Raw genomic sequence first — 13,477 nt, 5'->3', positions numbered from 1 at the left:
ACAGCCCAGGCTGTAGGGCTGTGATTAAATCACGCCCAGTTCTTTACCAATGCGAATGAAGGCTTCAATCGCCTTGTCCAGCTGCTCTGTGGTGTGCGCCGCAGAGATCTGAGTACGGATACGTGCCTGACCTTTAGGCACAACCGGGTATGAGAAGCCAATCACGTAAATGCCTTCGGCTAATAAGCGATCCGCCATATCAGAGGCCACTTTCGCATCTCCCAGCATGACAGGAATAATCGCATGATCTTTACCAGCACAGGTAAAGCCTGCCGCTTCCATTTTACTGCGGAAGTGTGCAGCATTTTCCCATAGCTTGTTACGCAGTGCCTCACCTTCTTTCATCATGTCCAGCACTTTGATTGACGCAGTCACAATAGACGGGGCCAGTGAGTTTGAGAACAAATAAGGGCGCGAGCGCTGACGCAGCCACTCAACAATTTCTTTTTTACCTGAGGTATAACCGCCTGATGCACCACCCAGCGCTTTACCTAAAGTACCCGTAATGATGTCAACGCGATCCATCACGCCACAGTACTCTGGCGTACCACGTCCATTTTCGCCCACAAAACCAACTGCGTGCGAATCATCAACCATAACCAACGCATCGTATTTGTCTGCCAGATCGCACAGCTCAGACAGGTTACAAATCACCCCGTCCATTGAGAACACACCATCGGTCGCAATCAATTTAGTTTTCACGCCTGCTTCATCAGCGGCAATCAGCTGCTTCTCAAGATCTGCCATGTCATTATTGGCATAACGGAAACGTTTCGCTTTACACAGGCGCACACCATCAATGATAGATGCATGATTCAGTGAATCCGAAATAATGGCATCTTCAGGGCCTAAAATGGTTTCGAACAGACCTGCATTGGCATCAAAACAAGAAGAGTACAAGATGGTATCTTCAGTTTGCAGGAACTCACTGACTTTAGCTTCCAGTGTTTTATGGATATCCTGAGTACCACAGATAAAGCGTACAGACGCAACACCAAATCCATGCTCATCCAGACCACCCTGAGCAGCCGCTATCAAATCCGGGTGATTAGCCAGGCCAAGATAGTTATTGGCACAGAAGTTAATAACACTTTCGCCAGTTGATACTGCAATTTCTGCTTGCTGCTGAGAAGTGATCACACGTTCTTTCTTGTATAAACCCTCAGCTTTTACTTCTTCAATCTGTTGCTGAAGCTGGCTGAAAAATGCCGCTGCTCTCATCGGGAGTCTCCATTAGTTGCACGGGGTGTGTGCCCCTGGCACACACTAAAATGCCGATATCCTTTATGCTCAATATCGGCTGTGTCATAAAATTCGTTGCTTATATTTTAAAAGGTTCGCACCTTAAATGCACGGATTGTGATTATCTTGTTCGCAGACGCTTTGTAAACGCTTATGAGATAAACGGAGGCAGATCAAGTGCCTGATATAGTGATCCACACACATAGTCTGCTGAGTCACGCACTTGTTCACTGAAAGTCTGCCCCGACTCAACCAGTATTTTAGTACTAACTCCCGCAGCCAATGCCGCCTGAATATCCGACCCCTTATCACCCACCATAATACTTTGTTTCGGGTCAATGTTATGCTCCGCAATGGCTTCTAAAAGCATACCGGGGTTCGGTTTACGGCACGCACACTCACGCTGATAAGGCGGCTGCGCTTTATGCGGGTGGTGGGGGCAAAAATAGACGCCATCAATGGTGATACCATGAGCCTTGAACTGCTGGCACATCCACTCTGTCAGTCGCGCAAACTGAGCTTCGTCATAGTACCCCCGGCCAATACCGGACTGGTTTGTCACCACGATCAGTTTATAGCCCAACACCTGGAACTGATGGCAGGCCTCAAACACGCCATCGATAAACTCAAAGTCTTCAATTTTATGCACATAGGCATGATCCTGATTGATCACCCCATCTCTGTCCAGAAATACGGCTTTATGTGTCATATTTGTTCCTGCTTTACTACCTGGTCAAACATCTTTGCTACCCGCTCAACCGAAATTTGACTCATCAAATCACAGCCCTTTACGCGTGTTCCCCACTTAAGTTGCTGAGCACTTTTACCCTTTTGCGCCATCAGGTTGTCATGATAGACCTCTACCACATATTCCTGATACAAATACGGACCCGTGCGCTTGGGGTTAGAATGCGCATACAAACCTATAACCGGGGTGCCAACGGTCACCGCCATATGGGCAGGCCCAGTATCCGGTGCCAGAACCAGCTGTGCCTGCGCTAGCACACACAGCAAGGTTTTTAATTTGGTTTTACCAACCAGGTTAGTAATATCACACTGCGCATGCGCAATGATGGCTTCACTCAGATTGCGCTCCAATTCGGTTGGGCCTCCTGTCAGGACCACACTAAAGCCTTGTCCCGCAGCATGTTCAGCCAGCGCAGCATAGCGCTCAGGTAGCCAGTTTCGCTCCGCCTTGCTGGCAGCGGGAGAAATCACAAAGATACGTGTCAGTCCGGCAAGTAAAACTTCCGCTTCACGTTTATCTTCATCGCTAACGGGCATGTCCCAACTCGGCGTGTCACACTCAGCGCCTATCGCTCGGGCAAAGTTCTGGAACCCTTCCAGCACATGCGGCTCCTGCTGTGGACCAATGCGTTGATTAATAACCAGCGAGTGAAGTTCCTTAGAACGCCCTTTGTCAAACCCAACTTTGACTTTAGCCGGGATACAACGTGCTGCAAGGTTAGCGCGAAACGCCACTTGCATATGCAAAAGCACATCAAACTTGTGCCCTTTAAAGTGTGCTTTAAGCTGCTTAAATGCCGCTTTACCTTGTTTCTTGTCAAAGATAACAAACTCAACCCCAGGCAAGCCGGCTAACAGCATGGCTTCAACCTTGCCTATAACCCAGGTGATTTTCGCCTGTGGGTGCGCACGCTGGATCGCTTGTACGGCCGCTACGGCATGACACACGTCACCAATGGCCGAAAGCCGGAGAATACAAATGGAAGAAATTGCCTGAGACACACATTTCGCCTGTAACTGAAAATAAGCACCCGATCTTAAATAAAACCCACTATTTTGCAACCTATGAGATTCTCCCAGACAACAAAAGCCGTTACACTGAGCGTTTATCAATTCAGTCCTGCTATTAATCGGCCATGCTCAAAATAGAACAACATCACAATCACTACTTGTTGCAAACTAACCATACCCCAGATACTTTATCTCTGGACTGGTTCGATATGGTATTCTGGCAGCAGAAAAATGCTGTTGTGACCTCGAAACAAGGTCGCGCAGCAGCCTGGTTCGTTCGCTATACCGACCAGGATGTTGCCGTTCTAAAGCACTACTGGCGTGGCGGGTTAATTGGTAAGTTACTCAAAGATCAATACGTGTTTACAGGCCTTAAGCACACCCGGGTATACCTTGAGCTGCACCTGCTAAACCAACTCGCCGACTTGGGCTTACCAGTCCCCATTCCTTTAGGCGCCAAAGTAACCGTATCAGCGGGTATTTATCGCGCTGATATCCTGACGCATGCCATCTCTGGCGCACAAAGCCTGTGTGAACGACTGCAGTCGGCGCCACTCAGTGCACAAGGCTGGCAGCAGGTTGCCTCCACGCTGGCACGCTTTCATCACGCTGGCGCCTATCATGATGATTTGAACTGCAACAATATTCTGTTCGATGATTGCGGAGAAGTGTACCTCATTGATTTCGATAAAGGCGCGCTCAAAACGCCTGCAAAAGAATGGCAAATGGCGAATATTGACCGACTCGCGCGTTCACTTAAAAAAGAAGCCAGCCGCTCTGCGCAGTTCTTTTGTCCGCCACAAGACTGGCAGAGTTTTATCGATGTCTATCAAAGTGAAATGAAAAAAAAGCCGGTGTGAAACCGGCTTCTTAATCGTCAGACGTCGCTATTATGTCTCTCTTGCTTTCGCAATGATATTAGAGGTTGAGCAACCATCCAGAAACGCTAACACTTCTACCTGGCCGCCCATAGCAAGGACATGATCTGCTCCTGCTATCTCTGATACCTGGTAATCACCACCTTTGACCAGTATATGTGGACTGATCTGTTCTATCAGTTTAGCCGGTGTGTCACCCTCACTCTCTTTACCAAATGGGATCACCCAGTCAACAGAAGCCAGTGCAGACAAAACCATGGCCCGCTCGTTCAGTGGATTAATTGGACGCTCAGGACCTTTCAAACGAGAAATGGAGTCATCGTTATTCAACCCGACCACTAATCGGTCTCCTCTGGCTTTGGCTTGTGCCAGATAGCGAACATGACCTGCATGCAGAATGTCAAAGCAGCCATTGGTGAACACAATGGTTTCACCATTTTGTTTGGCAAACTCAATGTGTTTTAGTACTTCTTCATACGGGGTTTGGTAGTGTTCACCAGTCTGACGCAAATATTGCCCCAGTTTCCGGCTCAGCTCTTCTGGTGTCACGGTAGCCGCGCCCAGTTTAGCCACCGCAATTCCCGCAGCCAGATTTGCCAGCTCCACCGCTTCACTTGGCGATAACCCTGCGCCCAACATAGTCGTTAATGTCGCAATAACGGTATCACCCGCACCGGTAACATCACTGACTTCCCGGACCTGCGCAGCGAAGTCATGTTTCTCGTCTTGGGTGATCAGTGACATGCCCTGCTCAGAGCGAGTCAGCAGCATAGCACCAATGCCAGCCTGCTTTATCAATGCACGGGCACTCATCGTCAATGCTTCTTCACTGCTGGAATCACCGCCGGCCAGGCGGAATTCATTGAGGTTTGGCGTAATATAATCGGCGCCCCGATAACGGGTCAAATCAGACGACTTCGGGTCAATCAGGACCGTTTTGCCCGCGCTCTTTGCCACACTAATCATCTCTTCGATGCAACTTAAAGCGCCTTTGTTATAGTCTGAAAACAGAACAAAATCATAGTCATTGACGACTTGTTCCAATCGGGTTAACAACAATTTGCTGTGAGACTGTACAAAGGGCTCTTCCAGGTCTAGTCGCACGACTTGCTGGTGACGACTGATAACGCGCATTTTTGCAATCGTCGGCAACTCAGCAACGCTGACAAGTTGTGAAGCGATTTGTTCTTTTGCCAGAATAGACTCTAGCTGACGGCCATTGTCATCTTCGCCAATCAGACCCAGTAACCCGACCTGACCATCCAGATGCGCTATGTTCTTCGCTACGTTTGCCGCACCACCCGCTTTATCTTCAAGGCTGCTTACCTTGACGACGGGAACAGGCGCTTCTGGTGAAATACGACCAGTATCACCATGCCAGTAGCGATCCAGCATGACATCACCAACCACCAGGACCTTCGCCTGATTCAAGTTTCTCAGCGCGCTCAGGTTCATGCCGACTGCTCCGCAATGACCATGTCTACCGCCTCACATAACCAGTGCCCGATAAACATATGGGCTTCCTGGATCCGCGCGGTCTCATCAAAGTCGATGATAATTGGCAACTTAGCGATGTCTTTCACTGTACCACCTGTACGCCCAGTCAAAGCCACGGTGAATGCACCAATCTCATTAGCAGCCTGTAATGCCAGGTTAATATTCTCACTGGTTCCTGACGTGGTCAGGCCAATCACCAAGTCTTGTGGTTTACATAACGCTTGCACCTGACGTTCAAAAACCGAATTGAAATGGTAGTCATTGCTGTGTGCCGTTAAAATCGATGTATCAGTCGTCAAAGCAATCGACGCCAGTGGACCACGTTCGAGCTTGTAGCGAACCACAAACTCAGCTGCCAAATGCTGAGCATCGGCCGCACTGCCACCATTACCAAACCAAATCACCTTGCCACCCGCATCCAGGGTCGCTTTGCAGGCAGCCAGTAATTCCACGGACTGGATATGATAATCAGCCATTTTTGCGAACAACGCCATATGTCGCTCTAAACTGGCCTGATAGCTTTGTTTGATGTGATCATTGATTGACATAGTGATCCTTAATAAATAATGCGACTCTGTAATCGATACAAAGTCAAAACTAACCCGTGTTAAATTAATTGGTGACGCTGTGCGCCAGACTACCAGTATACATTGACAGACAACCAAGTGTAGCTTTCGCCAAAGACATCTTTGCCATAGGTCAGCGATGTCTCTACTTGCTTGTCATAAATACGTCGGGTATTAGCTAGCTGAAGCTGTCGGGCTTGCTCATAGTTTCGAGTATTCACTACATCGAACGTCACAAAGTGATTGCTATTTTTAACCGTGGATAGCTCCAAACGCCACATTGAGTCCAGATTTTCTCGATAAGTTAGCTCGACAAGGTGACCCTGGCTGGGAACGCCATCCTGAAATATACGCTGATTCGCAACAGCATGCCCCACTACAAACCCATCTCTCGTGTTGCCATTCTTCGGAAAAATGTAGTTCTTGTACCATAAGCTGTGCATATTGGAGTATTCATACCTGAATGTCAGGCTGTGAGTAAGTGCAGGCAGGTAGAATCCAAAATTGGACGCAATATTACCAAACTGATAGTTCTTGTGCTCTTTTGTATCTTCTCCACCGTATTCAAGGTACCATTCAATCGGCATCAACCAATTCGTTTTGAACACCGATGTAATACTTGCCCACTGATCTCCAAGCTCTTCGTCGGAACTACCAACCAGGCCTACGTTATCGTTACCGGCCGGGTCAAAATAAGCTTTTACCACGTCTTTGATTCCAACCTCTCGTGGGCCTCCACCAAACTGCATGATTCGGTTAATACCAATTTTCCAATTATCCAACGGCTCGAAGCTAATATGCGTACCCGCCAGCTTAGGAGTACCGTCATGCAGTGTGTCTTGATAAAGAATGCCTTCTTCTACATGTTCCAATTCAGAATAGAAAAGCTCAAAGTCAAAGTTCCACCAGTTTTCCAATGGCAGATTCAAACCCACTGATGCAGATAGTGGCGCTTGTGCATTATTTGAATAGACCTGAGCACCATGTTTGAACGGCGAAAACCAATGCTCTTTATAGCCCAAAGTAAGTTGTAAGTTATCTCCACCCAAGGCGTAGAACGTATTATAAGGCACCACTTTGCCCGCATCGACGCGATATTCAGCACCAAGCTGAACCAGGCTTGTGTCACTACCACGCCATATCCCATCAAATGACAATTCAGCATATTCGCTACTAGAATTTCCACGGTCATTCGCAAGCTGCTGCACGTCGCCGGAGTCAACCCGTAACTTAATCCCGCGACGTGTGATTGCGTCTCTTTCCAGGTAGGGTGCCAATCGTGTTTTGATGCTTTGATGTAATGCTGGGTCAACACGCTCAAGTTCAGATAAAGTCTTATTAACTTCAGTGATACGATAGGGCTTAGACATTGGTGTCGTACCGATCAAAGCAAACATCTGATCAATCTGGTATTCCAGGATGTTGTCTTTACCCAAAGGTAAAAAAGCGGTTGGCATAGCGACGGCCTGCGCTGCGCCCAGCAGACACAAAGTAGAAAACGTGATATTACGAAAGGACAACTTAAAACCTTTAAAATTGGAAATTTTGCCAGATCCTAGCAAATTCCCGTCCGCTGAGCACCTCAACAACTGTGATAATTTGTATGCGTGTTATCGCTTTTTCAGGCTGACAAGTTAAAATAGGCGTTTTTTATACTGTTGGCTGTCATGATTAGACATTTATATTCCCTGGTACTACTGATTTTATGTCCATTCATCGTGCTGTATCTGTACGTTATCAGAGGAAAAAAGAACCCGCTGTATAAAGCGCATTTTTGCGAACGATTTGGCTTTACTCCCTCAATCCGCACAAAGCATGCCGTGGTCATTCACTGCGCTTCCGTCGGGGAAGTACTGGCCGCAGCGCCCCTTATAAAAGCGCTGTTAGAAGAACACCCTGAAGCACCTTTTGTACTTACCTGTAACACCCCCACAGGTCGCGAACAGCTTAATCAGCTGTTTGGCAACAGTGCACATGACATCACAATTTGCTACTTACCTATCGATTTTGCCTTTGCAGCCCGGCGCTTCGTCAGACGAATTAAGCCCAGAATCTTATTAGTACTGGAAACTGAGCTATGGCCGAACCTATTTTATTACGCCAACAAGGCACATTGCCCGGTCGCCGTCATCAATGCCCGCCTGTCTGAAAAATCTTTGATGGGATATCAAAAAGTGGCGTCTCTGAGCCGTTTTTTGATGGCTCAAATCAGTATGCTGGCGAGCCATAATCAGGAAGATGCCGAGCGTTTTATTAAGCTGGGACTGACGCCAGACAAAGTCACAGTAACGGGCTCAATTAAATTTGATATCGCCCTGGATAACGCTCAGCAGGACAAGATTGAGGCAATAAAAACACAGCTCGGCGCACGACCAGTGTGGGTTGCAGGCTCTACCCACCCCGCGGAGCATGAACAGGTTTTAACAGCCCACCAGCAACTATTGACCCACCAGAGCGATGCTCTGTTGATCATAGCGCCCAGACATCCTGAGCAGTTCGATAAAGTTGCCACTTTAATTGAAACACGAGCACTCAGCTACAGTCGTCGCAGCCAGAATTACACGCCGTCATCACAAGTCTTGCTGGCAGACACACTGGGCGAACTAAAGTTGTTATACGGGTGTGGGCAAATTGCCTACATTGGCGGCAGTCTGATTGAGCGAGGCGGTCATAACCCACTTGAAGCGGCGGCCTGTTCGGTCGGTGTACTGACTGGACCACATACCTATAACTTTGCCCATATTTATCCTGAACTGTTTGCGCTGAAAGGTGCTATTGAAGTAGCGGATCAGCAAGCGCTGGCCGATACTTTGCTGGTTTACTTGCGCTCACAGCAAAGTGCAATGGAATTAGGCACACATGCAAAAGCGTGTCTGACACGCAATCAGGGCGCCATTGCACGCAGTATTACTATGATCAACTCTCTTTTGGGAAAATAAATGCACCATATTGCCGTCAAAGCGATGCAAAACTGGGTCAGCTCAGTCATTGTAAAATACAACTTCTGCCCGTTTGCCCGCAAAGAAGTGGAACAAAACGCAATCCACTACCGAGTTTGCGCGTCACAAAAACCCGAAGATGCCGTGATGGATATGCTAGATGAATGTCAGGCACTGACTGAGAACCCGGCGCGGGAAACCAGCTTGCTCATTTTTACTGAGGGTTTTACCGATTTTGATGCATTTTTAGATTTGGTAGACCTGGCAAACGCACTGTTAGTTGCCCAGGGCTATGAAGGCACCTTCCAGCTCGCCAACTTCCACCCGGATTATGTTTTTGCAGAGTCAGAGCAAGATGATCCGGCCAACTACACAAACCGAGCCCCTTACCCAGCTTTACATGTGATCCGCGAGGCCAGTATGGCTGAGGCACTGGAAAGTTATGATGATCCAGAGTCTATTCCGGATAACAACATCAGGCTTGCACGCCGAAAAGGTGCGGCTTTCTGGCAACAACTGTTACGTCAATGCCATCAAACAGATTAACAGTCAGGGCGGAGAATTCCGCCCTGAATGCTATTTTTTAACCCACTTCCCATCGACTTTTACGAAGTGGCCCGGCGCCGTTTTCGCAAATGTTTTCTTGGCAGCCATGGCTTCAACCTGACTCAGGCTGATGCCATTTTTCTTAGCAAGTTGCTGGTACTTCGCCTTGCGTTTACTGTTTACTTCTTTCACCAGCTTTTTCACTTCACTGCTGCCCTTGATCACGCCCAAATAACCCGCTGCGGTCTCCCCCACTAAGCCCTGTGACTTAGCATCGTCCAGAGTAATGGCAAATACCGAAAAGCTCATACAAGCGGCGGCAATCGTGGTCAGTAACTTAGATGCGTTCATGATCTGGCTCCTTAGAATAATTCACTGTCATCGCTGAACAGATCGTCCAGCTCTTTGTCGACCTTAACACGGATCTCGTGGTCAACTTTGACGTTTAAGTTGATGGTGATAGGCTCTTTGGTCTCTACCTGCACTTTATGTGTACAAGCCGACACCAAACAAGCAAACACCAAAGTTAGCATCCATTTCATGCTGAGTTGCTCCTATTGGTTTAACGCTTTTTCCACTGCCTGAGTAATTTCATCACTCAGACGCAACGCCCTGAACAGGGTATAAATATTCTCACTGTGCGTATAATTAAAATTCACAGGTTGTTGTTTCTGTTTGTTTTCGCCAGCAATTTTTACAGCCAACTCCAATTGCCCATCTTGTGACATATTCACATCGGCACTTAATGTTTCAATACTTAACTCGTCCAACATATCGAATACAGGCTGCAACTCCGGGCGCTGAGACTTTAACGCATTAAATGAAGCATTGTCCTCTACTTTCAACATACTATCTACTATGTTACTCAGGTACCCATCGCGGATCTCTGCCTGCCCATTGCGAATAAACACAGGTAGTCTGCCTGAAACCTGGCCATAAAGCTCAACTCCAGCCTCACGGCCAGCTTCAGAGATCAGCATCAAATCCAGATCGCTGGCCGTCACTAAAACTTCCTGATCCTGCTTGTCGAGTAAAACCTGCTCAGCCGCGAGCTGGCCACTGAAAATATTGGCGCTAAACTGACGCAACACAAGCAAGTTGTTGTCTGAAGTTATCTGACCTCGTACGTCTGTTAACACTGGCCCTGACCGTACCTCCGTAATACTCAGTGGTGCGGGCTCTATCATAAGCTCCCCCGCATGCCACTTGCCCTTCAGAGGCAATTCAAGTCCAGATACGTAGTGATGATCATACAAAAACGAGGCATCACCGACACCTATTTCGAAGTCAAAAACCTGACGCGACAATTCACCTGAAACACTGGCACTAATCAGGCCCTCTTCTATTTTAAGTTTAGGCACAAACTGGCTGGCCACAGACTGAATCGCCCCCAGGCCATGCTCACCCAGTGTCAGGGTAAACGGCATTAACCCGGCTTCAAGACGATGTGTCAGTTGTAGTTCTAGACTGTCGTGCGTCAGCTTGTGAGTAAGCGCTAACTGCTCTACACCTTTGATGTCGCCTTCGCTGTTTAGCACTACATCTCTAAGCACCAGCTGAGGATGTGCCACCAGCTCAATGGTCGAGTTACCCTTGAGTTTACCAACAGGTCCCTCAGGTCGAAGCGTACCGCTAAAGCCAAGCTGTTGATGTAACTCTTTGCCCCGTACATTCTCGCGCTTGAACGAGCCAACCCGAATATCCGCGTTTACGTTAGCCGCCAGCGAGGCATCAATATCACCATGGCCAGACACGCTCAGATTGCGTCCCTGAACCCCATCAATCTGATATCGCTCTGCCTCAGCGTCAAGCTGCCATTGCAATTGTTCAAACGGTGTCTGTTGCGTTTTAATATGACGCTCGCTCATCGCGAATAGGGCTTGGGCCGACACAGAGGTAGTTAACTTGTCTAGCATCATTGCTTCCGTCACGACAGACTGAGCCTGTGGTTTTGCTGTGATGTTGAGCATCAGTTGTTCGTTCACTTTGCCCTGCAATGAGAAATCACTGCGCATGCTCAATGCCTGCCAGTTGAAGGGGAGCTCCTCAGGTGCCTGCGCAAGTTCAAAAGTCGCGATGCCCTGACTTTCCAGTTGTGTTCCTGCGAGCAGAAAATCAACTTGCGCATCCAGCAACGGAAATGCCTCACTGTGATGCGACACCATCAGTTTGCCCTGCATCTGCTGCTCAGGCAGCTGATAGACAAACTCACTCAAGGTGACTGTGCTAACGTGCGCAACATCCTGTACGCTCAAGGCAGGCAGTGTAAGAGTCTGCGCGTTGATTATCACTGGCTCTGATACACGCGCTTGCCAACGTCCGGACCAAATGCTGTCTTTCCAGCCTTGTGGCAACTCAGCCAGCAACGCCTGGCACTCAGCAACGGCCAAATCAACAGGTAGCTGACGCAAATCCAGCGTTGCGCGCTCGTCTGTAAAGTCCCATTGCCCGGTAGCCACCCCACTGACCTGAATCTCGGGCCGGCATTGAGGTAGGGTATAGTTTAATATGCTCTGTAACTGGATATCAGCGTTGATAACTTGACCGTTGAACTCGGCTTCAATTTTGCCAGTCAGTGCCGACACGCTCACAGGGAGTTTCGCCTCACGTAAAAACCTCTGCACAACCGGACTGGTTAACCTCAGTGCCGCATGCAGCTTTGTATCACTCAGGGCAAGGTCGGCTTGCACATCCCCGTCAACGGTAAAGGCGAAATCATCAGTTTGCTTCACGCTTAAATTCAGTGACTCAGGTAATAATGGACTGGATACGGTGAGCTTCTCAACCTCAACCGTGGGCATACCTTCAGGTAAATCAAGCTGTAAAGGTGCAGGCGCATAGGTCACCTGAGTGTTGTTATCCGTCTGAGTTTGCTGATGAACCACCCTCATGTTCCCCACCTGGAAGTGGTCGCCATCAAAGGTAGCATCGCTGAGCTCAACGGATACGGCTTCACTGCGCCAGCACATACGCTCTACTGCAAGCCTGTCCCAACTGTCTACTGACCAGTCCAGACACTCAAGCAACCCCTGCTCCTCGGTCAGTATCTGTTTACCAATCGTGAGCGTCAGTGGCACGCGAAAATAATAAACAGTGATCCCAATTGTAAACAGGGCAAATAACAGAATAAGAAAAAAGCGCCGCATCGGTACCTGGTATTCAGTGAAAACTGGCTTAAGTGTAAGGGATCTTGCTAACGATGTAATGCTTGCCCAGGTAAGAAGATGTTAAGTTCGCAAAAATCTCTTACAAATAGGTCATTACTTCGTCCTCTAACGGCTTTACAGCTTACCTTTGCGCTTGAGCTCTTCGAGTCGTTCACGCTCTGCAAGGATCATTTTAATCATATTAACGCGAATATCAGCTTCGAGTTGCTTATACTCTGAAAGCTGCTGCTCCAGCAGTGCAATTTCATCCACTTTAGTACTGTCACGATATTGTTTTAAGCCAATGTGCTCAACAATCGCCCCATCCGGTGAGGCTTCTGCTTCTACATGTTCCTGCACCTGAAGACGGCGCTGTTGCACAGATTGCATGAGCTTACTGAGCTGTGCCTGTAGCTTACGGATAAACGCCTGGATCAATGCCATGGCTTTTTCCAGTTCCTCGTAGTCCTCTTTGAATACCGGGTTGTCTTCTTTGTACTGACCCGCCTCTTCATCCAGTTCCTGTGACAGCAAGGGGGGAACGGTACCAATCTCATCACGGTTCTGTATATCCACACTGACCTTAGCATCAGACGCTTTATCACTGTTATTGCGCACTTGCACATGCGATACCGGCTTGCTTACAGAAGCACTACCTGGGTGTACTTGTATGTCCATACTCACTCCTTGACTGTCATTATTGGTCTGTAGGCGTCGCTCTGCGCCTGGAGGTACCTCTAATTCAACCATTGTATCGGTATTTACATAGAATACTTGAGGAGAGAAAGCATACGGCATGAATAATACCAAACCATGAACACAGTGATGTGACAGGCAATAAAAAAGGCCACCGCAGTGACCTTTTTCAAAAGTTATAATGTTCTCAATTAACTCACGTTCTTACG

13 protein-coding genes are annotated in these 13,477 nt (G+C 48.2%); 3 read left to right on the top strand and 10 right to left on the bottom strand.

The features are described 5' to 3' along the window. Positions 1 to 24 precede the first annotated feature (24 nt). The 3 genes from CWC22_RS03525 to CWC22_RS03515 form a co-directional block, all read right to left on the bottom strand. Positions 25 to 1,221 (bottom strand): glycine C-acetyltransferase, encoded by a 1,197-nt coding sequence (locus CWC22_RS03525; protein WP_138536221.1) that lies wholly within the window; start codon positions 1,219 to 1,221, stop codon positions 25 to 27. A gap of 172 nt (positions 1,222 to 1,393) precedes the next feature. Further along, positions 1,394 to 1,951 (bottom strand): D-glycero-beta-D-manno-heptose 1,7-bisphosphate 7-phosphatase, encoded by a 558-nt coding sequence (gmhB, locus tag CWC22_RS03520; protein WP_125558070.1) that lies wholly within the window; start codon positions 1,949 to 1,951, stop codon positions 1,394 to 1,396. Then, positions 1,948 to 2,991, bottom strand: coding sequence for a glycosyltransferase family 9 protein (locus CWC22_RS03515; RefSeq protein ID WP_138536219.1), 1,044 nt, complete (start codon positions 2,989 to 2,991; stop codon positions 1,948 to 1,950). Before CWC22_RS03515 ends, gmhB begins: the two co-directional genes overlap by 4 nt. A 134-nt stretch (positions 2,992 to 3,125) precedes the next feature. Here CWC22_RS03515 and CWC22_RS03510 point away from each other — a divergent pair, with 134 nt between their 5' ends. After that, positions 3,126 to 3,860: a 3-deoxy-D-manno-octulosonic acid kinase gene (locus CWC22_RS03510; protein WP_138536217.1), complete on the top strand. Its 735-nt coding sequence runs from the start codon at positions 3,126 to 3,128 to the stop codon at positions 3,858 to 3,860. Positions 3,861 to 3,890: 30 nt separating this feature from the next. Here the strand turns inward: CWC22_RS03510 and hldE are convergent, their stop codons facing one another. The 3 genes from hldE to CWC22_RS03495 all read right to left on the bottom strand — a co-directional run bounded on the left by hldE (position 3,891) and on the right by CWC22_RS03495 (position 7,461). After that, positions 3,891 to 5,333: a bifunctional D-glycero-beta-D-manno-heptose-7-phosphate kinase/D-glycero-beta-D-manno-heptose 1-phosphate adenylyltransferase HldE gene (hldE, locus tag CWC22_RS03505; RefSeq protein WP_138536215.1), complete on the bottom strand. Its 1,443-nt coding sequence runs from the start codon at positions 5,331 to 5,333 to the stop codon at positions 3,891 to 3,893. Continuing rightward, the gene (locus CWC22_RS03500; RefSeq protein ID WP_138536213.1) at positions 5,330 to 5,923 is read right to left on the bottom strand and encodes a D-sedoheptulose-7-phosphate isomerase; all 594 of its coding nucleotides are present in this window, start codon (positions 5,921 to 5,923) and stop codon (positions 5,330 to 5,332) included. Before CWC22_RS03500 ends, hldE begins: the two co-directional genes overlap by 4 nt. Positions 5,924 to 6,012: 89 nt before the next feature. Continuing rightward, a complete protein-coding gene (locus CWC22_RS03495; protein ID WP_230090618.1) occupies positions 6,013 to 7,461 on the bottom strand; it encodes a capsule assembly Wzi family protein in 1,449 nt (482 codons plus the stop codon). A 147-nt stretch (positions 7,462 to 7,608) separates the two neighbouring features. Between CWC22_RS03495 and waaA the strand changes: the two genes are divergently transcribed. Beyond that, on the top strand, positions 7,609 to 8,880 hold the full coding sequence (waaA, locus tag CWC22_RS03490) for a lipid IV(A) 3-deoxy-D-manno-octulosonic acid transferase (RefSeq protein ID WP_138536211.1): 1,272 nt from the start codon (positions 7,609 to 7,611) through the stop codon (positions 8,878 to 8,880). Then, positions 8,881 to 9,426 (top strand): DUF1415 domain-containing protein, encoded by a 546-nt coding sequence (locus CWC22_RS03485; protein ID WP_138536209.1) that lies wholly within the window; start codon positions 8,881 to 8,883, stop codon positions 9,424 to 9,426. A 30-nt stretch (positions 9,427 to 9,456) separates the two neighbouring features. Here CWC22_RS03485 and CWC22_RS03480 read toward each other — a convergent pair whose 3' ends face one another. From CWC22_RS03480 to CWC22_RS03465, 4 genes are all read right to left on the bottom strand, one after another. Then, positions 9,457 to 9,777 (bottom strand): YdbL family protein, encoded by a 321-nt coding sequence (locus tag CWC22_RS03480; RefSeq protein ID WP_010383031.1) that lies wholly within the window; start codon positions 9,775 to 9,777, stop codon positions 9,457 to 9,459. An 11-nt stretch (positions 9,778 to 9,788) separates the two neighbouring features. Next, positions 9,789 to 9,968 (bottom strand): YnbE family lipoprotein, encoded by a 180-nt coding sequence (locus CWC22_RS03475; RefSeq protein WP_010383032.1) that lies wholly within the window; start codon positions 9,966 to 9,968, stop codon positions 9,789 to 9,791. 12 nt (positions 9,969 to 9,980) lie between these two features. Next, the gene (locus CWC22_RS03470) at positions 9,981 to 12,572 is read right to left on the bottom strand and encodes an intermembrane phospholipid transport protein YdbH family protein (protein ID WP_138536207.1); all 2,592 of its coding nucleotides are present in this window, start codon (positions 12,570 to 12,572) and stop codon (positions 9,981 to 9,983) included. Positions 12,573 to 12,707: 135 nt separating this feature from the next. Further along, a complete protein-coding gene (locus CWC22_RS03465; RefSeq protein WP_138536205.1) occupies positions 12,708 to 13,250 on the bottom strand; it encodes a hypothetical protein in 543 nt (180 codons plus the stop codon). Positions 13,251 to 13,477 lie beyond the last annotated feature (227 nt).

It is taken from the genome of Pseudoalteromonas rubra, from assembly GCF_005886805.2.
GTDB lineage: Bacteria > Pseudomonadota > Gammaproteobacteria > Enterobacterales > Alteromonadaceae > Pseudoalteromonas > Pseudoalteromonas rubra_D.
Note: the sequence above shows the minus strand (reverse complement) of the source record. Positions and strands in the feature narration are given on the sequence as shown.

Bases quoted from the DNA above. Each gene is read 5' to 3' on its own strand.
- CWC22_RS03525 (WP_138536221.1), bottom strand. From the start codon at position 1,221: ATGAGAGCAGCGGCATTTTTCAGCCAGCTTCAGCAACAGATTGAAGAA.
- gmhB (WP_125558070.1), bottom strand. From the start codon at position 1,951: ATGACACATAAAGCCGTATTTCTGGACAGAGATGGGGTGATCAATCAG.
- CWC22_RS03510 (WP_138536217.1), top strand. From the start codon at position 3,126: ATGCTCAAAATAGAACAACATCACAATCACTACTTGTTGCAAACTAAC.
- hldE (WP_138536215.1), bottom strand. From the start codon at position 5,333: ATGAACCTGAGCGCGCTGAGAAACTTGAATCAGGCGAAGGTCCTGGTG.
- CWC22_RS03500 (WP_138536213.1), bottom strand. From the start codon at position 5,923: ATGTCAATCAATGATCACATCAAACAAAGCTATCAGGCCAGTTTAGAG.
- waaA (WP_138536211.1), top strand. From the start codon at position 7,609: ATGATTAGACATTTATATTCCCTGGTACTACTGATTTTATGTCCATTC.
- CWC22_RS03485 (WP_138536209.1), top strand. From the start codon at position 8,881: ATGCACCATATTGCCGTCAAAGCGATGCAAAACTGGGTCAGCTCAGTC.
- CWC22_RS03480 (WP_010383031.1), bottom strand. From the start codon at position 9,777: ATGAACGCATCTAAGTTACTGACCACGATTGCCGCCGCTTGTATGAGC.
- CWC22_RS03475 (WP_010383032.1), bottom strand. From the start codon at position 9,968: ATGAAATGGATGCTAACTTTGGTGTTTGCTTGTTTGGTGTCGGCTTGT.
- CWC22_RS03470 (WP_138536207.1), bottom strand. From the start codon at position 12,572: ATGCGGCGCTTTTTTCTTATTCTGTTATTTGCCCTGTTTACAATTGGG.
- CWC22_RS03465 (WP_138536205.1), bottom strand. From the start codon at position 13,250: ATGGACATACAAGTACACCCAGGTAGTGCTTCTGTAAGCAAGCCGGTA.